The following is a 21,066-nucleotide window of genomic DNA, read 5'->3' on the forward strand; positions in this document are numbered from 1 at the left end:
AGTAAAACTCCACTAGAAACAGGAAGTTTATGGGATTATTGAGAGGAAGCCTTGAAAGGAAAATTTTTGAGAGGTATCGGTCGAGAAATTGAACAGTCTTAGAGAGGTCCTAGAGGAGTTGTTGCCAACTGAGGGTAGCAACAGGAAGCACTCGAAGGGACGCGGCGATCGGACAGGTATCCAAAATCATCTTCACTTCGCCATTCAGTATCTGCACCTGGTCCGCCAAGAGGGCACCCTGAATGACTGAAGTCCCGATTCCACCATCAAACGTGACTTGTCCAGTGACAATGATGAGGCCTTCCCAATGAAAAGGGGAGGAAATGTTTAGGTTCCCCGTTACCAACAGAATGCCATATCCATTGAAATTCTGAACGGCAAGCCGGCTCGAAAATTCCCCTGCAAGCGGTTCGGCATACAACTGGGCAGGATTCCCCGGCGCCCCAATATTCACACTGATAAGATCTCCTGAAATAACCTGAGCGCCTCTCTTGAGGCTATCCAAAGCCTTCACCAAATCCAGGGTATCCATGCCCACTTGTGGCATCGGAGGATTACCTGTGAAAGTGGCAGTTCCTGCCAATGCACCTGCAGGGCCCAACCACACTGGAGGCCTTCCTCCTGGCAGGAGGCCACAGGTATCAAAGCCTTCCACGACAGCGGTTCCGCCAGCAAATACGACCTGACTATTCGCATATACCGGTGCCAGCAATGGGGGACCAGAGGGATGCGCCACCTCTACCTGAATCAAGGAGGTGGCCCCTTCTACCTGACCCTGGCTGATGATGATTTCGACGGGAGAATATGGTGTTGGATCTGCTGACGTAAATGACCTGGGCATGAGCCCGCTTCCTGACCCAAATCCAAAGAAGACCACGTTGCCTCGGTTATTGATGGAATGGGTCGCGGTGCTTCCATCCTCATCTTGATAGTGAGGGGTCAGAGAACTGTGCCCCGCCCGTTCCGCATCATACTCGGTTTTATGACGAATCTTAGTCCAATAAGGAAGAGTCGTTTGCACACTATTGGGAAGAACTGCCGTATTGCTGAGATTTCCATTCAGAGGGAAATAGTTGGTGAACAGCCCTGAATATTCCTGATCATCCTGTGATTTCCAGTCGGAGGTGGACAACACATAGGCAGACCAATTTGCTTGCAGGATGGGAGAAGGATCGCCGAGATGCCCTGAATTTGATAGAGAGGAACCACCTAAACGAATGGCGGTTTCTGCGATGCCCGCCTCTGCGGCATAGAACGTGGCCATCGACCTTCGGAAATTTCCACTGATTTGTAAATCGGTGGACGTGGCAAACAGAATCGTCGCACCCATTATTGTGGAAATAGCGACCAACAACAAGGCGGCAATGAGCGCTCCACCCATGGAGTTAAGACAAGGCCTTATTCCTACATGCCTAATTTGTCCGATCATGATTGTCTATTTCTTACCGTAATTCGGGAGTGGAGAGTTACTGTTCGATATCCACCGTTTTTGGCATACTGTGGATCAGGCCGTGACGTTCGAGCTGTCACCGAAATTCCCACTTGTCGTATGGCTTTGGAATTCGTGGTAGGGTTTCCACCCTGATCAAGATAGTCTATGACAAACGCTTCAATGTCCTCACCAAACGGTTGATTACCTCCACCGGTATTACGCCGGAGCAGGTGGGTCGTGGCATCATAGACAAAAACGATTGATTCATTGGCATCGCTGATGAAGCCATTTCCATTCAAATCGGCCTTAATAGAGAGCTTGCCTGGATCATACGTGATGCCTTCAAAATCATTTGTAAGATCGGAATCATGATTCACTCCTCGGGGATCATAGCCGGCCATCAGGATTTCCCTGGTCACCAAATCTACCACCACACGAGCCTGTTGCTGCATGTCCAAGACATGCCCTCGCACGCCCTGAGCCTTGAGTTCTTGAATATATAGGGCATAGACCACACTCACCGTCAGGAGACTCAGTCCCAGGGCAACCACAACCTCAACAAGCGTATATCCCTGCTGGGACCATTTTGAAATACCTGGTATCTGCTTATTCATTCTTACTGGGTGAGAAAGGTGGTCAGTGCGGTGGAATGCGCATCATGGTCCCATCGCACTTCGACGGTGACCGTGTGCAACCCGGCTATTGGAGTGTGCGGTTGAATGATGACTGTGCGTTGATGATGCATCGCACCGGCAATCGAGCCATAGGATTCTGTATTGATCCATGGGTCGGTAAACGAAATAGGCACTCCACCCCGACGCACGTCTTCTAATTTTTCCTGGGCGAGTGTGACAGCTCTGGTCATTTTCTCACTTGCGGACATGCCCGTATGGGCAACAACGGAATAGCCTGCAAAACCAAGGAGTGCCATGAATACCACCACCAAAGCCATGAGCACTTCTAATAAAGAGAACCCTCGTTGATCACGAAGACACATCCCTACCGGATATCGTTCATGAATGTTGGCGTTCATTTAAGACTTCACTTTTACCCGTCCGGTAATGCTGACCGTAATAATTCGCTTTCCGGCGGAATTGGAAAGTGTAATAGAAGCTAAGCTGGACGCCGTTCCTCTTGGCAGAAAGGAGGGATTGTTGGATGCCGTCATTTTGACATCACGATAGCTTTCTTGAATATCGCGAGTGACAAGATGCTCACCTGGGTCGGACTTTCCATTATTGTTATCGTCATCCAATAACTCATACCGATGACTATCCTGAAAGAAGACTCGTTGCCTATTCCGCTCAACCACCGCCTTCATTTTTGCCCCTAAAAGGTCGGAGGTCACCTGTCTGGTTGCTCCATTCAATCGCCAATGAGGTAATTGGGATACCAACCAGGTTTGGGCTAACATCAAGACGACCCCGATAATGCCAAGCACGATAATCAATTCAGTAAGGGTAAAACCTCTGGTACACCAAAGAGACCTCTTCAACCCTTTTACAGTGACGACTTGAGCCGACTCCATGTGGTCATACCTGCCTTACAGGATTCGTTGGGTACTACTTATAACAAGCCATGAAAATACCAGTGCCATAATTCCGTTCCCCATACCACCGCGATCAGGCCCCCGAGCGCTAAATAGGGTCCGAAAGGAATGTATTGGCCTTTTTGAAGAACCTTCGTGGCCAGCAACACTATCCCGATAACCGCTCCCACCACTGATCCCACCATCAAGGTGAGTATGGCCTGCTGCCATCCCAAAAAAGCTCCAACCATGGCCAAAAATTTTATATCGCCTCCCCCAATGCCTTCTTTCCCGAACAATAAAGGGCTGACCCAGGCAAGGGCTAGTAAAAACCCGCCCCCCACTAAAATACCTACAAGCGAATTGCCCCAGCCTGTCGGTAACAGGAAAGATGCGCATAAGAAGCCAACTACAATTCCCGGCAATGTAATCATATCCGGAATGATTTTGTGGTCCCAATCAATCCAGGCCACCACAAGGAACACTGATACTAATCCCGCATACACAAGCGTTGGCCACGTGAGCCCAAACCGCCACACCACCAGGAGATAACCCAAGCCATTGGCCAACTCAATAATGGGATACCTTGGAGGTATATCCACATGGCAAGAACGACACCTCCCCAGCAACCAGACAAAACTCAAAAGAGGAACATTGTCATACCAGCATATTTGCCTTCCGCAATGAGGACATGCCGACCGAGGAGCCACCACCGATTGTCCCTTTGGTACTCTGTGCACACATACAGTCAAAAAACTTCCAAAGATCGTTCCCAGAATAAAGACGGTCGGCCAAACAATCCAGTGAGACATATAAGTCACATATTCCGTAGTTAATTCGACTAGGGTGAGTTTACGTATGCTTTCGGTTTACAATCCTAAAATGACCTGATATTCTCCCTTAGATAATTCGCCTAGAGAAAATGCCTGAGGTACCCATGACCAACCAACTGAAACCGGAAAAATTGGACATGCCGCCTATTAAGCGAAAACGCCCGGAGGCGCTGACTCAACGCGAGCAAGAAATCCTGCAACTAATATGGTCAGGATTGAAGAATAAAGAAATTGCACAGCAGTTAAAAATTAGCGTCAAAACAGTTGAAGCCCACCGGGCCAATATGATGAAGAAAGTTCGGGTTTCTAATGCCGCCCAACTGCTCAATGCCGCAATTCAGGAAGGCCTGATTCAGATAAAATAATTTTTTCGTGGCTCTTATCGTTTCTGAGTCCGTTGGCGAACTGCCTCAAAGAGGGTTACTGCTACGGCAACTGACAAATTCAGCGAGTTCATTTTTCCAAACATCGGTATCCTCACTTGTTGGTCGCATTTTTTCAGGACAATCGGCCGGATTCCTTCTCCTTCACTTCCAAACACCAGTGCAACAGGCTCCGTGTAGTCGACCTCTGAATAGGGTTGAACTCCTTCCGGGACCAATGCCACGGTCCTGATGTCCCGCTTCTGACATGTTTCGAGAAACTTCCCCGTATTGGCTACCCGAGCAATTGAGACATGCTCTAAAGCTCCAGCGGATGATTTGGCAACCCCACCCGTCAGCCCCACGGCCCGGTGCTTTGGGATAACAATTCCATCTCCACCGGCCGCCTCTACCGAACGGACGATCGCGCCTAAATTATGTGGATCCTGAATTTGATCTAGCACCACTAATAATGCAGGAATCGGTCTAATAGAAAGTAGGTCCAGCAACTCCTCTCCCTCCAGATACTCTTTGGCGGAAACCTGAGCTACCACGCCCTGATGGTGTCGATCGCCAGCTAGGCGATCTAAATGCTCCCGTGATTTGACGGCCAGGGAAATCCCACGTTCCCTTGCCAATTTTACAATGGGAAGAAATCGGCCATCAGCCCGAAGAGTCCAAATTCGTTGGACGGGCCGAGACTGCGAGTGGAGAGATTCTAGAACCGCATGAAACCCGTACACCGTTGCCGGGGGTTCATCGCTTCCATCGTGTGGTGCCATCGGATCGGTCTTCCAGGATGATGCCTTGTTCGGCTAATTCTTTTCTGATGGTATCGGCGGTAGAAAAATCTTTCTGGGCACGGGCTTCATTGCGTAGGCGGATTTTTTCTTCGATCCATTTATCAGTTGTACCAACAATGCCGTTGATAGGAAGAGCGGTCTCCTCAGATTTAGCCACTCCCAGGCTGCCTACAATTAAATTCCATTTACTCACTGTAATTTGAAATAGACCCAGGGTTTTCCCATAAACTTTAAGGGTTTCCAAGATGATTTTCTTCGAATTATCAGATAGTCCCTTGCCAAGCAATCTATTAATAGTGCCTCGAATTTCATTAAATACTCCCAGGGCCTTTGGTGTATTAAAATCATCATTCATGGCCAATGTGAATTTCTCAGTAAAGTCTTTGAAAGGAGTTTCCCAATCCTGGGCACTCTCAATTTCAGGCTTAGAACTAGATTCCTCAAGCCGTTGAAATAATCCATAAAAATTATCTAATGCTGCTTTTGCTTCGTTGATGGAATGATCTGAAAAACTCAGATCGTTTCGGTAATGTGTTGATAAAAACAAATAACGTAGGCATTCAGCGGTAACGGGTTCGGAATGCGGCGATTTGTCAAAAATCTCGCGTATAGTGAAAAAATTTCCAAGCGATTTTGACATTTTTTCTTTGTCCACGGTCACAAACCCGTTATGTACCCAAAATCGCGCAAACTCCTTGCCCGTATAGGCAGAGGATTGGGCAATTTCATTTTCATGATGAGGGAATATGAGATCCTTACCCCCACCATGAATATCAAAGGTGGGGCCTAGCTCAGCCACTGACATCGCCGAGCATTCGATATGCCACCCAGGACGTCCCTTTCCCCAGGGGCTGTCCCATCCAGGTTCACCAGGCTTTGCAGTTTTCCATAAGGCAAAATCCATGGGATCTTGTTTTCGGGTATTAACCTCAATCCTGGCGCCGGCCTGTAGTTCTTCCAATTTTTTTCCGGACAGTTGGCCATAAGAGGAAAAATTCTTGACGGAAAAATAGACATCCCCTTCTAGCTGATAGGCCACGCCCTTGTGAATCAAGCCTTCAACCATGTGAAGTATATCCTGAATATGTTCGGTGGCTCGAGGTTCTGCGGAGGGCTTCCTAATGCCCAATGCCCCCATGTCTCGGTGAAAATTCTGAATATACCGGTGGCTGATTTCCTGCCAGGGGACATCTTCTTGTTTGGCACGATTTAAGATTTTGTCGTCGATATCGGTGAAGTTCCTCACATATTTTACTTTGTAGCCAGCAAATTCAAAATAGCGTTGGATCATGTCGAAAGTCAGTGCACTTCGAGCATGGCCTAGATGGCAATCATCGTAGACGGTCACACCGCAGACGTACATGCTGATCTGCCCTGGGATCAACGGAACAAAGACATCCTTTTTCTTGGTCTGGGTGTTATAGAGAACAATCGACATTATTTATAGCTCTCAGGTAGAAGTCTTTTGTGCTAGTTTTTGTCCCTGATGTTTCACAATCCAAAAACCCAGGATCAACAGAACGATGAATACGATTGAGAAAAGATTGAAATATTTTTCGATGCTATCTTTTATCCATGGGCCGAAGAATTGAATGGCGCCCGCCACCAGAAAAAAACGCCCGCCTCGACTCACTATCGAAGCCACCATAAAGGTTTTGAAATCAACATAAAAGGCTCCGGCCCCTATCGTAAAAATTTTATAAGGGATTGGGGTGAATCCGGCAATAAGGATTGCCCAGCCTTCATACCGTTGAAAATGCTGATGCACAAGATCCATTCGATCTTGCCCCATGATTTTTTTTAAAACGGGTTGCCCTCCATACCAACCAATACCATAACCCAAAGCCCCTCCAAGAACTGACCCAACTGTAGCCACCGTGGCAAACCACCAGGCATTTACAGGACTGCCAAGCGTCATGGCAATTAATAACACATCAGGAGGGAGCGGGAAGAATGAGGATTCGGCTAAAGCCAAGCCAAAGAGTGCAGGAACTCCATAGGGCGAATCAGCCCAGGACAGCATCCAGTCATATAATTGTTTGACCAAGTCCATGGCAATGGAACCAAAAGCTAATAGATAATATTTACCAAATTGGGCAAGAGGATTATCAATCCCTTTTTATTTTCGTCAATTTCCGAACAGATGAAACATGAGTTCCTTTTTTGGGTGAAAAAGTTTTCACCCAACTCTTCAGCCTATTGAGTGCCACGTAATCGGTTAAATCTAAATGCAAAGGAGTGACTGAAACCAGGTTCTTTTCCATCGCATCATGGTCGGAGGGTTTTTTTCTGGCCCACGATTGTCGTTCCCCAGCGATCCAGAAATAGGACACTCCCCTGGGGTCAATTTTTTCCACCACTGGCTTATGATACCGTCGTTGGCTCAAACTCGTGAACTGTAGGCCGGCAATCGCTTCCATTCTTGAGCCAGGAACATTCACATTGAGAATCGTCCCTTCCGGCAAACCTGATTTTAAAATCCGCTCCGCCAGTTGAACCGCATAATGGGCAGCCATTGCATAGGATGCTTTTGGGCAATCTTCTAGGGACACTGCCAGGGATGGAATTCCATGGAGCATGCCTTCCAACGCGCCTGCCACCGTACCCGAGTTGGTGACGTCATCTCCCAGATTCCACCCCTTATTAATTCCCGAGACCACAAGAACAGGCACGTTCGTTTCTAAAAGCTTGCAAATGGCCAGAGTGACACAATCTGCCGGAGTCCCATTCACGGCATACCACCGCGGCCGAATTTGCCTTACCCGCAATGGTTTATGCAGCGTCATCCCCCGCCCTACTGCATTCTGTGTTTTCTCTGGGGCGACAACCCAAACTTGTCCCAATGCCTTCATGGCTTTGGCAAGGGCCAGAATGCCAGGCGAACCAATGCCATCATCATTGGTTACGAGAATTCTTCCCGGTTTCACAGAAGGTATATTGTCCTGAATAGTTGAAATGATACAGAAAGGCCCGCCCCAATTTCTTTGGGGCGGGCCTTAGAATTCTCAATTGTTGGACAATTGAATTAAATACTTTTCATAAATTCTGCAACGGCCTTCGGATCGGCCGCACCCATAATGGCTGAAGGAGGAACTGTATTGGACTTTTTACCAGTCAGACCACATTCCACTTCATCCGTAATCATTTCAACCGGCATCGACATTCCCCCATAAACATGTGGGCCAGCCACAATTTTTGCGTTGGAGAATCCATAAATTGCCGTAGCTACATCTTTAGCTAACCACCCGACATAATTAAACTCGGGAATGACTATAAGCTTGGCATTACCACACAGCTTCCTCAGTTCATTTGTTGGAAAAGGTCGCAAGGAACGAATTTTGATCAATCCAGCTTTAATACCTTTTTCCTGACATTGTCGAACTGCTTCGCGAGATTGGGCGGCTGCACTCCCAGAAGCTACAAGGAGAACATCTGCGTCTTCCACGTCCTGGGCTTCTAACAATCCATCCATATATTGATTAATATATTTCCGTGAACGTTCAACGCCAGCCCATACTTCCTGCTGCCACACCGCGTGAATATTATAGGCCATAAAATTAGATTTTTGAACTGGAGCATCACGAGACAGTCGAGCTGGAGGGTTCTCCGCATCCAGGACCGGTACCGACCCTCGGTAAGGATCTCGAGGTGGGAGCTTAAGGCTACGATCCGGCATCGCACAATATCCGCGAGCATGAGTCACAAAAAATCCATCACAGCAAACCCCTACCGGGAGGGTTACATCATTTTTTTCACTGATAATAAAGCCCTTCATGATAAAATCAAACAGGTCCTGTTGATTTTCAGCATGAAAAACGAGCATTCCGCTGTTTAAAAGATAGGCGATTTCAATATTGTCGGGTTGGATAGCCAGCGGAGCATTGACGACTCTGCAGGTAAACATGCAAACGGCGGGAAGACGGTGACCAGCCCACGAGACTATGGGTTCAAGACCTCGTAATGTTCCCGGACCTGCAGTGGCCGTAAAGGCTCGAACACCCGCGCGCGAGGCCCCGGCAATTGCCGACATGACACCATACTCTTCTTCGCCTCGATAGAATTCCTTCACATACCCTTCGCCATACAAAACCCCAATTAACTGCAATGTTTCGCTTTGCGGGGTAATAGGATAGGCCACGGACATATCTACATTTGAACGTCTCACTGCTTCTTTTGCACATTCACTACCGGTAATAAATTCCCGTTCACGAGGAGCTTCCGAAAACATATACTCTGGAGAGACTACCCGCTGATTTTTTGCATCGCCGTGAGGGTCTTTTCTTCCTTTTGCACTATCAATCGATGGTGCTTCCGGTGCACTGGTAATTGGATCACCTTGGGGATTGGTTTTAACTTCTGATTCAAGGGCTTCGCTCATGGTTTTACCCCCTTATGACTTAAGTAAAAATTTCACAAATATAATCATGCTTCTTTTTGCATGTGTTCAGCTTTATGGCCAAACGCCGCCGCGTTCCCATCAACAGGGCTTTCTATACTGAAATCCAGTGGATTGGTGTGTGTTTTGCCACCATGGACCTTGGATTGTAGTCCGGTAAAACGAACATTATTGCTATTTTCTGGCAATTTGATCCCCATTTCTTCCCGCACTCTCTTAAACACGGCTGCGGCTCGCCTAATTTTGGCGGCATCAGAATCTCGAACTGTGAACATGGCATCCTCATGGCCTTGTTCCGCGCAAATAGCAGAAGTCCAGCAATTTGTTCCAGCTCGGATCATTTTGAGGGTCAAATTAGCATAGTGACAATGCACACCAATAAAGATACAAGCCTCAATCTTATTACCCCATATCGTAAGATTGGGATGATTAGGGTTGATGACTTCTTCTGGCTCAACTTTAGGATACTTTGGTCTATAATCTGGCATCGGAATAATCAATACGTCAGGAATTTGGGCGGCTAACTCCAAGACCGCCTTCGCCTTATCCGCAGCATGTTCATTCCATGCCCATAAGACCATTGGCCCAGGAAAAATGGTGGCATTCTTCCTTGTGAACATCGAATGCGCCATAGCTTCCAACGCCCGTTCTTCCTCAACAATATGCCCGAACTTTAGGCCCATTCCTGAGTCTGGAGTCAGCACACCAAGCTCTGCAGCTGATGGAGGATGGAAGCCTTGCGGCCCTGGAGCCACGATTGCGTTTTCTAGTTCTTTGGTTAATTCCACGTTGAACTCCGATTGATGAGTATAAAATGACTGGAAAATGAAAAGACTTTGTTAGGTTATCCCTTTAACGGACTAGCAAGAACCGCTTTGGTATTTTTTTCCAAGTAGGAAATATTTTCAGTGAGTGCAGCATCCCCGATTTGATCGATCATTTCCATTTTAATGGCATGGTGCTTGGCCATATTGTCACAAACCCAGACGCATTGTGCGCAACCCTTACAACGATCAACGGCCACATAAGCCGATCCATACTTTAAACCCCTGTCCTTTCCCGCTTCCGTATCATACTGAATCGTATTGGCTTCCGGACAGTATTGTGTGCACAACTTACAGCTGGTTGCAGCACAAATATCTATATCTATATTTGCAACAAGATACATCGCTCTCCCCTTTCAATTTCTTTTTCTCTTTTTAGACCGAAGCCTTTGCTGCTTTGGCTGCTGCAGCACTAGTTGTTTGGTCGGCCATTGAGGAAGCTCCCAATGTCCAACCATTGTCGACGGCGTAATCCCAACCAGCCTTCACCACCGCTAAGTTTTTTTCAATCAATTCTGCTTTTTTCTTGAACTTTCTTTCCACTACACTATCCAATGCGGCAGTTCCGCCTGACACCACAAAACCTTTTCCAAGAAATCGGTCTTTCACAGCCGTACCCGAGGCCTCTAAAGTCGAAAGTCCCGTAATTGCCCCGATAGCTCCAACCATAGCCATGTTGGTGGCCAAATCAATTCCGGCCACATCTAGCGACATCTGGGTGGCTGGAAGGTAATATATTTTGGCATTTAGATCTTTCAATTCCGCAGCTTGATCCGGTTCAAGATTCATAGGTATGTTGCTATTGATAAGAACAACTCCCTCATTTTTTAACCCATAATAGAAAGGATTCGTATAACTCTTTCCATGGGTGATGCACTGCGGATGAAAGATCATGAGAATATGAGGAAAGGTAATTTCTCCAATTTCGTAAATTGGCTCATTCGAGACCCGCACATAACTCTCCACTGGAGCCATTCGCTTTTCAGACCCATAAAACGGAACGATGGTGCTCTCCCCTCCAGCATTAATGACCGCCGTGCTAAAAATGTGGGATGCAGTCACCACCCCCTGGCCACCAACTCCTGCCATACGAATGTTATAACGAATAGCCATTTTCAACCTCCATTCTCTTACCTTTTAAAAGCACCTAAACCATTCTTCCCTTAGGAAGTAGACTACCCTTTTGTTACTGCAGCTGCTGGCTTCGGGAGATACTCTTTATATCCGTATAATTCAGCTAAATGCTGCTTGGCTTCGTCCGTAAGATATTCAGAAAATGCATAACGATCATTCTCAACATCTTTGGCATCTTCCATCACTTTATCTGTTGGAATTGCATATTCAATGTTACAGGATGTATAGGCTTGGATATACGTTGGGCCCACTTCTCGTGCAATCAAAACCGCTTTCTTAATGACACTCTCTACTCTTCTTGGGTTGTTGGGAACCACTGTTGCCACATAGGCACACCCTGCAACCTTGGCCATACCTAACATATCCATCTTTTCAAATTTTTTGCCCAAAGGGGCCATCTTCAAAACTTGGCCCTTGTTGGTCATTCCGCTTTCTTGACCACCCGTATTCCCATAAACCTCGTTATCCAACATGATGGTCGTAAATTTTTCTTTTCGAAACCAGGAATGTAACGTCTGCGCAAAACCAATGTCAGCCATTCCTCCGTCTCCGGCCATTACCACAACGTCTTTGGGTTTATCACCAAAACGCAATCTCAGTCCACGAGACAACCCACTGGCCACCCCATTTTGATCACCATAATTCCCATAGACAAAAGGAATAGCCGCCTGGGAAATGGCCAGACGCCCACATCCTGCTGTCCCGACGGTAATCGTGTCTTCCGGGTTAGGGAAGGCAATGATAGCCAATCGGATAAACAACGTCATCGCACACCCTGCACACATAGGATGTTCCTCTAAGATCTCTTTAAACGTCCCCACTTGCGACACAGAAGTCTTCTTACCAAATGGACCATGCTCGACCATATCCCGATATTCTTTTGGCATAAATTTTCCGAAACCTGGCGTGAATTTTACGTAATCGAGACTCATATTGGGCCTCCTCCTTGGTTAAAAACAAAAATAACCATCACCATATTTACTTTTTCACAAAATTTTCTGCTAGGTAAAATCACCCAGCAAGAACACAAACTAACAAAGGAAATAAATTATTGTCAATTTATCCGTTAGACTTTAATTTTCAATTAATTTCCCCAGAATATCCCGAACCTTTCTTAAATATCCCACAACAAACAAAAATTCCTCAACGTCTTCAATGCTAATCTATGTAATTAATTTTGAGAATTCAACACAAAAGAAGGCCCACCATCTATAAAAGAAGACCCAGTCTCGAATAAAACTGCTTAGGTCTTTTGTCCCAAAATTATCAGAAGAAGATGGAAGTGTTGCAGGAAAGAAATGCCAGACGGACCTGGAAGATGCCTAACGTATATCCCAGAGCTGATGTGGGGGACTGGCTAATCCAAAATATAATGAATGGGATCTACAACTCTATCATTCACAGCAACCTGATAGTGCAGATGGGGTCCCGTAGAAAACTTTCCCGTGCTCCCGACAAGACCGACAAGGTCGCCTCTTTGAACTTTATCCCCATATTTCACATTAATTTTGGACATATGACCGTAGGTCGTTTCTATACCGTAACCATGATCAATACGAACAAATTTCCCCATCCGCCCATCATAAGCGGCTACAACAATTTTTCCCGAAGCGGGGGACCGAACCTCTGTGCCAGTTGGTGCACCGATATCAATTCCTGCATGCAAGGCTTTTTTCCCTGTAAAAGGAGAAACGCGGGGACCAAATTTTGAGGTTAAGACACCCTTAACTGGCCAGATGGAAGGAATGGAAGCCCATTGATCAGCTTTTTTCTGAGCCGCAGCAGAAAGTTCTTCCAAAATTTTATTTTCTAATTCAGTTTGTTGGTTTAGCCACTCTAGCCCAGCTTTAATCTCGGTTATTTTTTGGTCAATGGTCGAATTTAATCCAGAAACCGCTGGGACCCCGGTCCTTGCAATTGCAGGCTTTGACTCCAAAGATGCCTCCTCTTGCAGCCCATCGTATGGCACCTCCTCATATGGCAACTCTTCTCCCCCTTGCCCAGGAAGGCCAGTAGGCAACCCCTGAATCTCATCCGCCTCCAGACCAAACATGGTCTGAAGTTTCCGATTGAGGGTCTCCAACACCAACATTCGCTTCTTCATTCCATCTACTTCTGTTGAAAAATTGCTGGTTCGAGCACGTGACGTATTTAATTCTTGTTTTATTTCTCCTAATTCACTGAGTTGGCTCCACTGGTAAACATAATGCGTAATTACCCCACCCTGAACGAGCAGTAACACTAAACCAACAATTATTCCATATTTCACAAAAGACTTCCTGAATTTGAGGCGCCAAGGATTTGCTCGTGCGCCTCGAAATATGATCACCGTCAAGGCATCTTCAGATTCTTTCATAATTCACCAAAATTAAAAAGTTAAGAACTTCTAAGGTTCTTAGAATTACAGCCAATAAAGCCAAATACACCTTCCACTACCCTTCGACCATACCTACTCGGCTCTTGGTGGCATCTTGAATCCAGGCTAAATATTCTTTGCTCCCAAGCTGAATCGGAAGAGCAATGATTTCCGGAACGGTATAACTATGATTGGCTTTCACCATAGTAACTAATTGGTCAAACGCCTGTCTCCCAGTTTTTGCCAACAATAAAATTTCCTGTTCCTCCGAAATTTTCCCATCCCATTTAAAAATTGACCGCACCCCTGGGATAATATTGACGCAGGCAGCTAACCCGTTTTCCACCAAGATCCTTGACAGGCTTGTAGCCTCCGCTTCAGAACTTACCGTCACCAAAACGACGATTTCTTCCATTTAAAAATAGCACCAAATGCCTGAAATCTTGAATGAAAAGGAAACGCTCTCATGAATTCATGAGAGACGCTGCCAAAGGTCATTGCAAGATATCAGTATTTCCTAATCATTATCGGCCGTTTTTACAATTCCTGAAGATTAAAATAATCTTCTGCTTGCCAAATATCAACCAGATATTTCATATTTTTTCTTGATTTTTCACATGGCAATAATTTCAATCACTTAGCGTGGCATTAGACGGTTGGGGTCCTCCTTGGCTAGGCCAATTAAATCTGCAACTGCTGGTTTTAAGGCTTCCTGTAGAGCCTCAGGATAACTTTCGGCCGCATTCTCAAGACCATAATATGGTCCATCGAGCTGCTTCCCTTCGAACTCCATCGTCATATTCCATAACACCTTCGACGGGTCACTTAGGGGAGTTAGTCGAAGATCCATCTCCAAAGCGGTGGTGGTTTCACTCATGGGAAGACCTAACATCCAAAAAACCACTCCAACTGGAGCGAATAGGTACGAATACAATCGCCGGCTCCAATCGGTAGAACGGAGACGGCCTCGAAAGACCAGATCTGCCGGCTCTTGTCCTTCATCTTTGGCAAAGTTGACTGAGGAAAAAACTCCTGCATGACTTAATTCCGCAGCGATGGATTGAGCAAGATCATTAGTCGGATCAAACTTGACGACATCGACCTCTTCTGGGTGCTTCACAGTTTCAGGGCGTTGATATTTCGTATCCCCATAGGGAACAAAGGGAATAGCAGCTTTCCAATATTCCTCTTTTGCCTCATTCCCTCTCAAATCTTCCAACGGAAGAACAATGGCTTTGGCCGGGATTGGCGAGGCAGCTTTTTCGTTCAAGAATGAACCCGTAGAAACCGGGGGATATTGCCAATCCCGTTTTCCTAGACAGCCTGTTACAGTGGAAAAACAGAAAAACACCATTACCAACACAGACAGGCGAATGCGAGAGGCCCTCATGTAGATGCTCCTTTCAAGTTTGTCAGTGCTCTTGGCATAAAAACTTTGCGGCCAACAGTCTCAGAGGATCCAGAAAAATTTTCCGGCAAGTTTCTGATGATTACATCTCTTTCCAATTTGAACTCTTTGATTTCCCTTCCCCTCACCATCAGTACCCGTCTCAGCCATCTATAAAGCGTGATACATCTAGCAAGTACCATGGGGAAAGGCAACAATGTTTCCCCCTCAGAAAACCTTCCATATTGCTTGGCATCAGCCAGAGACCTCTTTAACAAAAAAAGGGGAAAGGAATACAAACCTACATCAGCATGACCATATCAGGACGGGAAGCCGCCTGCCCGCCCAAGATGTTCCTGGAATTCTGCATACGAACGAGCTACAGGGAATTGGGGAAATTCCTGGATTATCGAATCAGGAGGACAGAAAAAAATTCCGGCGTCGGCCTCCTTTAACATTGAAACATCATTATAAGAATCTCCTCCCGCCAACACCCGGAACCCGATACCCTTCATCGCACTAACGGCATGTCGCTTTTGGTCAGGTTGGCGCAGGAAGTAATCTGTGATAAACCCATGGGAATCAACCCCCAATGTATGGCAAAAAATCGTAGGGAATTGGAGTTTCTTCATGAGTGGCGCTACAAATTCATAATACGTATCCGACAATATTATAATTTGGCAGCGTTCGCGTAACCACGCAATAAAATCAGGAACTCCAGGGAGGGGAGAAATTGAACTGGCAACATCCTGAATATCGCGAAGAGTAATGCGATGCGCCTTCAGAACTTCCAGTCGTTTTTTCATCAAGACATCATAATCCGCAACATCCCTGGTGGTCAGACGTAGCTCTTGTATTCCCACTTTATCCGCCAAAGCTAGCCAGATTTCAGGAAATAACACTCCTTCCATATCCAAACAGGTGACAATCGGTTGCGCCATCAAGTCCTCTTCTCGTAAAAAATTTCAAAAAATGTAAAAAGGCATCAAAAATCTCAAATGATCATAAAAGAATTCCTGCATTAGCCACAACTAGAAAAATCCCGTGGCGAGCAGTACCCTTTTGACAGCTGTCGTCCCTCGAAAAGAATGAAATGGAGGTGGGATTAATTAAAACAGGCCAAGAAGATCCTTCGGATTTTCACAATAAAAATCAGGCCGTAATGCCGCAACTTTTTCTCGGTTCCCATAACCATAGCCCACAGCACAAGATCGTATGCCGGCGGCCTGAGCTGCCCGGACATCATTCGTACTATCCCCAATCATCACCGCTTCAGATGGATCAATGCCCAACCCTTCAAGTGCTCGCAGTAACATCACGGGCTCTGGCTTCAATTCCATCGTATCCCGAGGAGCTTCCACATGATGAAAGAGATCCTGTGCATGTAACCCATCAACAATTGAAAGGGTATACTCTAAAGATTTGTTAGTCACAATGGCTTTCCGGCGGTCCTGATAGTGATGGAGCACTTCCCATATCCCAGGATAAAACCGTGTGGTTTCCACGCAATGCTCTAAATAATGTTTCCGGAAAATCTCCAGGGCTTTTTCATATTGACCACAATTTTCTTCTCCCACCGATAACCGCAATAACCGCTTCACCCCATCACCCACAAAACTAAAGATTTCTTCCCGCGATCGTATGGTCAACCCCAAATCCCTTAGGGTCAGGTTTACCGATGTGGCAATATCAATTTTCGAATCGATCAAAGTTCCGTCAAAATCAAAGAACAACACTTCCGCACGCCAAGTAGTCATTTCTGCGTATCTTTCTCATTATTATGTTCTAGTTGTTGTATTAAAGAATTGAAAAAAACTTTTCTTTCCAGCACAGATTCATTTAACTCCGCCCAACGGACAAAGTCCACCAGACGTTGACGGCCCACATGTGGAGGCAATTGAGGCCCAACAATTTGCCACCGGTCCTCAACCGCCTTCAAATGAAAATATTGTATTTCACGGTGTGGATTGGACACATACGTGACACGTTCCCAATGCATTGCTCCTAACACCTCGAAGATCACGGGAATTTTGGCCTCTAGCACACCAAGAATTTCCCATTGCGACACATCGTCTACAACCTCATATTGAGAAATCACAACCACTTGCCCCCAGACCGGCTCTTCCAGCCAAGCCACAAAAGGCCTCACCACCTGCCAGGAATGCGCCTCCAACCGAACACCTTTTTTATCTAGGGAAAGATATTTCTGTAAAATTTTGGTGGGATCTTCAGTGATTTGGCCACTAATGGCCGAAAGAGAGCTTGCACCGAACACCACAATACCCAAAACACACAGTAAGGCCTGCATGAACAAGGACAACAGGCTCACCATGAATAAAGGATTGGCGATTGAGCAATGACCACACGAGAACCACTTGAGAAAAAACCGCTTATCCTTTAAACAGGATAACCAGAATTATCCCCAACAAGAGCCAAAGCGGAATGGACAACATTAAACCCCAAGCCAAACCTTGTGCGGTTTTCAAGCGACCTTTTAAGGTTTGCTTTTCCAACGCTTTCGTGACTCGCAACCTTACGTCCTCGAGATGGAAGGGTTTGGTAATATAATCATCGGCTCCACGATTAATAGCCTCCACAGCCGTACCAATAGAGGGATGCCCAGTGATCATCAGAAAAATCACCTCATCATTTTTGATGTCTCTGATACGCCTTAACAACTCCATCCCATCCATATTGGGCATAATCAGATCCGCCATAATCACGTCAAAATCACCCTTACGATATTGATTCAAGGCCTCTTCACCATTTTCGGCCATCACGACGGTATAACCCAACGATAGCAAGAACTCTGACAAGGCCTCCCGGACTCCCTTGTCGTCATCAACAACCAAGATGCGCTCAGCCATTTCTTTCCACCTTTTCCTTATCAGAGAACACCATCAAAAACGATAGACCCGAAAGTTGCAATCAGGGTAGTTCGACCACCACGACATCAGGTGGAACATCGAAGGTGAGCTGACTGGACGAAAGACCCGTATTCGCTTGAATGTGGTCAAATACCACCCGGGAGATATTCCCGCTCACCTCAAATAAGGTAATACCCTGAATGAAATACGTATCAGGAAAGAGTTTGAGTACAATCTTCTTGATAGTTGGAGGGGTTTGGCCAACAGGCTTTGGGACCAGGGTGAGACTCGGGAACTTGTCCGCATCCCTCGACCCATCTGTGGATTCCAAAATCGTAAATTGTTGAGAAAGGTTTCCTGCCCCCTGAAGAAGCGCCAGAGGACCCTTGGACGCGGCCATTTGCGTGAGGGCTCCCTTGACCACCTGCTGATGCTCAGGGACATACATCATTACCTGATCACCATCCACATAAATCTGCTCTTCGGACGGGTGAAGATAATCCCATCGAAGCAATCCGGGTTTTTTTAAATAGAGCCGCCCTGAAGACGTAAACCCCGTCGTAAATCCCTCAAGAATGGTTTCCTGGACAAAGTCAGCTTGCAAATCTTTGGTCTGAGCATAACGAGCATCAACTTTCCTAGCGACATCCTTTATGACGGAAGCAGAAGCGGAGGCGGCCGAGGCATCGGATACAGGCATCATTAAACCAACGATGACTAAAAGGAGCGTACCGCGCAGAAACAATAGTGGCATCATCCTATCTCCGCAATGGCCGTACTTCGAGCGAGGACCTCTCGTCTCCCATCCCGCCCTGGGGCACTCACCAGACCTTCCTCCTCCATTTGCTCAATCATTCTGGCTGCTCGTGGATACCCTACCCTCAAGCGACGCTGGATAAACGAAGCTGAGGCTTGCCCCGTAGTCATCACCAATTCCCTAGCCCGCTCATAGGTCTCATCTCGTTCCTGTTCATCCACCGAGGGTTCTTGAACGGACTCCAAAGCCACCGGGTCATAGACGGGGGTGGCTTGGGATTTCACCCATTCGACTACCCCGCGCACTTCCTCATCTGAGACATAGGGACCGTGCAGTCGATTAATTCCGCCGGTGCCAGAAGATAAAAACAGCATATCACCTTTTCCCAAAAGGCTTTCTGCTCCATTCGCATCCAAAATGGTCCGGGAATCAATTTTGGAAGAAACCTGATAAGCAATACGTGCAGGGAAATTAGCCTTTATGAGCCCAGTTACGACGTCAACGGATGGTCTTTGCGTTGCCAAGACGAGATGAATGCCCGACGCACGGGCCATTTGGGCGAGTCGGGCAATGCGATCTTCAATATCCTTCGGAGCCACCATAATCAGATCGGCAAACTCATCAATGACCACCACGATGTAGGGCAACAGAACCCGCTCTTCCTGCGAAGACTCTAACAAGGGTGCCCCTTCCTCCACATTCATCGACTGGCCCTTGCTCAATTTCTTCATGGTTCGAAGTGGAGAACCCGTCTCCTGAGAGTCGGTAACTTTTTTATTATAGGCATCAATATTTCGAACTCCCAATTCCGCTAACACCTGGTAACGCCGCTCCATTTCCTGTACGACCCACCCAAGCCCACGAGCCGCCTCTTTAGGATTCGTGATAACCGGGCGAATGAGGTGCGGAACCCCATCATACACCTGCAATTCCAACACTTTTGGATCGATTAACAGGAGCTTCACCTCATCGGGATGCGCGGTAAACAGGATATTCAATAACAGGCAGTTCAGCCCCACACTTTTGCCTGACCCCGTCGCACCTGCTACTAACAAATGGGGCATGGTTCGGAGATCCGTCACCACCGGTCGCCCAAAGATATCTTTTCCCAAGGCCAAAGCCAGCTTTGAGCGAGCCCGGGTGAAAGCCTCCGATGTCAACATCTCTTTCAATCCAACCGTTTCCCGTTGAGGATTCGGTACCTCAATACCTACTGTGGATTTTCCTGGGAGAGGAGCCACCACTCGAACCTTTAAGGCTTTTAAGGCCATGGCCAGATCATCAGCCAAATTGACAATGCGGGCGACTTTGATGCCGGGGCCGGGAGCAAATTCATACATAGTAATCACCGGTCCGGGGTGCACATCCGTGACGCCCCCCTCAATCCCAAAACTTGCCAACGTGTTCACGAGAATTTCGGACTGGGATTTCAGCACCGCATCCGTCTGGTGCGCGGCCCGCGCAGCATGAGTATCCAAGAGGTCAACGGGGGAAGGCATTTGATAGGACTTTGAAATTTGCCTGCGAGAGATAAAGGTGTCGTCGACTTCCTCCAGGATGGGGAGAGTAGGTGCAATCTCGATTGTGGCTGGGGGATCATCTTTTACCTTGGATAACTTGGATTTGGGTTCCAAAGTTTCCAATACCATCGTGCCAATACCCCCACGGGCAGCCAATTGACGATTAATCCGTATGGATTTATTCATTTTTGGTTGGGCATCTGATGCCCACCAGTCTCGCTCTTTCACCGACTCCACCAGGGTATTTTTGAGGCGTCCCCCGAAATTCAGGGTTGTTCGAACAATTTGCCCAATCGATACCGGCACAAGCAAAAGAAAAGCAATCAGTAACAGTGCCCCTAACAGGATCGTGGCTCCGGTGACCGCCAGATACGACCCGAGTCCGACCGCCACCCATTGTCCCACAACTCCACCTTGGCCAACTCCTAGCACATCCATCCCGGATATTTGAGGCCCGGCTGAAAATTGAAGATGTAGCAGCGCACTGACAGATAGAACTCCAATCAGCGATCCAAGAAGACTTCCTGACGTAATACGAATTTTTTCGCCCCATAAAACACTTAAACCCAACATAACAAGCAGCAAAGGCACAACATAGGCTCCCCCTCCCACAACAGTTAAGAGGGAAAACGCGAGAGTAGCCCCAATCGGGCCTACCGCATTTTCGGGAACAGAATTTGATGAGGGGTAGTCATTAAAAAGGATCGGATCGGCTGGAGAAAAGGTGGCCATGCTGAGTAGGCCCAGAATACCCAAGGTGGCAAGCAAAATTCCTACAACTTGTGTAGTTAAAATAGAAAATCCCTTAGGTTGGTCCTTTGTTGTCTTGCTCTTCGAACTAGGGAAGATACTCATCAAAAAATCCTA

General features: G+C 46.9%; 24 protein-coding genes. 1 reads left to right on the forward strand and 23 read right to left on the reverse strand.

The genetic code is table 11. The annotated features are described in order from the left end of the window. Positions 1 to 109 precede the first annotated feature (109 nt). From ACWHYD_RS18520 to ACWHYD_RS18540, 5 genes are read right to left on the reverse strand one after another with little or no spacing between them, the layout of a single operon-like run. A complete protein-coding gene (locus tag ACWHYD_RS18520; protein WP_447963491.1) occupies positions 110 to 1,429 on the reverse strand; it encodes a PilX N-terminal domain-containing pilus assembly protein in 1,320 nt (439 codons plus the stop codon). Beyond that, complete coding sequence (locus ACWHYD_RS18525) at positions 1,426 to 2,046, reverse strand: PilW family protein (protein ID WP_447963492.1); 621 nt, start codon at positions 2,044 to 2,046, stop codon at positions 1,426 to 1,428. The genes ACWHYD_RS18520 and ACWHYD_RS18525 overlap by 4 nt, the downstream gene beginning before the upstream one ends. A gap of 2 nt (positions 2,047 to 2,048) precedes the next feature. Further along, positions 2,049 to 2,465 (reverse strand): type IV pilus modification PilV family protein, encoded by a 417-nt coding sequence (locus ACWHYD_RS18530; RefSeq protein WP_447963493.1) that lies wholly within the window; start codon positions 2,463 to 2,465, stop codon positions 2,049 to 2,051. Further along, complete coding sequence (locus tag ACWHYD_RS18535; RefSeq protein WP_447963494.1) at positions 2,466 to 2,960, reverse strand: GspH/FimT family pseudopilin; 495 nt, start codon at positions 2,958 to 2,960, stop codon at positions 2,466 to 2,468. It lies immediately after the preceding gene. Positions 2,961 to 2,998: 38 nt separating this feature from the next. Continuing rightward, positions 2,999 to 3,772, reverse strand: coding sequence for a prepilin peptidase (locus ACWHYD_RS18540; protein WP_447963495.1), 774 nt, complete (start codon positions 3,770 to 3,772; stop codon positions 2,999 to 3,001). Positions 3,773 to 3,897: 125 nt separating this feature from the next. On the opposite strand from ACWHYD_RS18540, the gene ACWHYD_RS18545 reads away from it, so the two are divergent. Next, positions 3,898 to 4,158: a response regulator transcription factor gene (locus tag ACWHYD_RS18545; RefSeq protein WP_342347814.1), complete on the forward strand. Its 261-nt coding sequence runs from the start codon at positions 3,898 to 3,900 to the stop codon at positions 4,156 to 4,158. 14 nt (positions 4,159 to 4,172) lie between these two features. On the opposite strand, the gene rlmB is transcribed toward ACWHYD_RS18545, so the two are convergent. From rlmB to ACWHYD_RS18635, 18 genes are all read right to left on the reverse strand, one after another. Further along, positions 4,173 to 4,937: a 23S rRNA (guanosine(2251)-2'-O)-methyltransferase RlmB gene (rlmB, locus tag ACWHYD_RS18550; protein WP_447963496.1), complete on the reverse strand. Its 765-nt coding sequence runs from the start codon at positions 4,935 to 4,937 to the stop codon at positions 4,173 to 4,175. Continuing rightward, on the reverse strand, positions 4,912 to 6,396 hold the full coding sequence (cysS, locus tag ACWHYD_RS18555; protein WP_447963497.1) for a cysteine--tRNA ligase: 1,485 nt from the start codon (positions 6,394 to 6,396) through the stop codon (positions 4,912 to 4,914). The genes rlmB and cysS overlap by 26 nt, the downstream gene beginning before the upstream one ends. A gap of 12 nt (positions 6,397 to 6,408) precedes the next feature. Continuing rightward, positions 6,409 to 7,011 (reverse strand): YqaA family protein, encoded by a 603-nt coding sequence (locus ACWHYD_RS18560; protein WP_447963498.1) that lies wholly within the window; start codon positions 7,009 to 7,011, stop codon positions 6,409 to 6,411. Between the two features lie 55 nt (positions 7,012 to 7,066). Further along, positions 7,067 to 7,885, reverse strand: coding sequence for a 5'/3'-nucleotidase SurE (gene surE, locus ACWHYD_RS18565; protein WP_447963499.1), 819 nt, complete (start codon positions 7,883 to 7,885; stop codon positions 7,067 to 7,069). Positions 7,886 to 7,983: 98 nt separating this feature from the next. After that, positions 7,984 to 9,336 carry a transketolase C-terminal domain-containing protein gene (locus tag ACWHYD_RS18570; protein WP_447963500.1) on the reverse strand — a complete coding sequence of 451 codons (1,353 nt, stop codon included), beginning with the start codon at positions 9,334 to 9,336 and terminating at the stop codon, positions 7,984 to 7,986. A gap of 44 nt (positions 9,337 to 9,380) precedes the next feature. After that, positions 9,381 to 10,142, reverse strand: coding sequence for a carbon monoxide dehydrogenase beta subunit family protein (locus tag ACWHYD_RS18575; protein ID WP_447963501.1), 762 nt, complete (start codon positions 10,140 to 10,142; stop codon positions 9,381 to 9,383). A gap of 56 nt (positions 10,143 to 10,198) precedes the next feature. Further along, positions 10,199 to 10,522 carry a pyruvate ferredoxin oxidoreductase gene (locus tag ACWHYD_RS18580; RefSeq protein WP_447963502.1) on the reverse strand — a complete coding sequence of 108 codons (324 nt, stop codon included), beginning with the start codon at positions 10,520 to 10,522 and terminating at the stop codon, positions 10,199 to 10,201. Positions 10,523 to 10,553: 31 nt separating this feature from the next. Then, a complete protein-coding gene (locus tag ACWHYD_RS18585; protein WP_447963503.1) occupies positions 10,554 to 11,291 on the reverse strand; it encodes a 2-oxoacid:acceptor oxidoreductase family protein in 738 nt (245 codons plus the stop codon). Between the two features lie 62 nt (positions 11,292 to 11,353). Beyond that, positions 11,354 to 12,244, reverse strand: coding sequence for a thiamine pyrophosphate-dependent enzyme (locus tag ACWHYD_RS18590; protein ID WP_447963504.1), 891 nt, complete (start codon positions 12,242 to 12,244; stop codon positions 11,354 to 11,356). A gap of 425 nt (positions 12,245 to 12,669) precedes the next feature. Further along, the gene (locus ACWHYD_RS18595; RefSeq protein WP_447963505.1) at positions 12,670 to 13,668 is read right to left on the reverse strand and encodes a M23 family metallopeptidase; all 999 of its coding nucleotides are present in this window, start codon (positions 13,666 to 13,668) and stop codon (positions 12,670 to 12,672) included. Positions 13,669 to 13,744: 76 nt separating this feature from the next. Further along, on the reverse strand, positions 13,745 to 14,083 hold the full coding sequence (gene cutA / locus ACWHYD_RS18600; protein WP_447963506.1) for a divalent-cation tolerance protein CutA: 339 nt from the start codon (positions 14,081 to 14,083) through the stop codon (positions 13,745 to 13,747). Between the two features lie 222 nt (positions 14,084 to 14,305). After that, the gene (locus tag ACWHYD_RS18605) at positions 14,306 to 15,058 is read right to left on the reverse strand and encodes a hypothetical protein (protein WP_447963507.1); all 753 of its coding nucleotides are present in this window, start codon (positions 15,056 to 15,058) and stop codon (positions 14,306 to 14,308) included. A gap of 317 nt (positions 15,059 to 15,375) precedes the next feature. Next, positions 15,376 to 15,996, reverse strand: coding sequence for a bifunctional phosphoserine phosphatase/homoserine phosphotransferase ThrH (thrH, locus tag ACWHYD_RS18610; protein WP_447963508.1), 621 nt, complete (start codon positions 15,994 to 15,996; stop codon positions 15,376 to 15,378). Between the two features lie 168 nt (positions 15,997 to 16,164). Then, positions 16,165 to 16,812 carry an HAD family hydrolase gene (locus tag ACWHYD_RS18615; protein WP_447963509.1) on the reverse strand — a complete coding sequence of 216 codons (648 nt, stop codon included), beginning with the start codon at positions 16,810 to 16,812 and terminating at the stop codon, positions 16,165 to 16,167. Next, positions 16,809 to 17,375: a hypothetical protein gene (locus ACWHYD_RS18620; protein ID WP_447963510.1), complete on the reverse strand. Its 567-nt coding sequence runs from the start codon at positions 17,373 to 17,375 to the stop codon at positions 16,809 to 16,811. The genes ACWHYD_RS18615 and ACWHYD_RS18620 overlap by 4 nt, the downstream gene beginning before the upstream one ends. A 70-nt stretch (positions 17,376 to 17,445) precedes the next feature. Next, a complete protein-coding gene (locus ACWHYD_RS18625) occupies positions 17,446 to 17,922 on the reverse strand; it encodes a sigma-54-dependent transcriptional regulator (RefSeq protein ID WP_342347829.1) in 477 nt (158 codons plus the stop codon). A 61-nt stretch (positions 17,923 to 17,983) separates the two neighbouring features. Continuing rightward, positions 17,984 to 18,679, reverse strand: coding sequence for an outer membrane lipoprotein carrier protein LolA (locus ACWHYD_RS18630; protein ID WP_447963511.1), 696 nt, complete (start codon positions 18,677 to 18,679; stop codon positions 17,984 to 17,986). Then, positions 18,676 to 21,054, reverse strand: a complete 2,379-nt coding sequence (locus tag ACWHYD_RS18635) for a DNA translocase FtsK 4TM domain-containing protein (protein WP_447963512.1) — start codon at positions 21,052 to 21,054, stop codon at positions 18,676 to 18,678. Before ACWHYD_RS18635 ends, ACWHYD_RS18630 begins: the two co-directional genes overlap by 4 nt. Between the last annotated feature and the right edge of the window lie 12 nt (positions 21,055 to 21,066).

The sequence above is a fragment of the Nitrospira sp. Ecomares 2.1 genome, assembly GCF_965152585.1.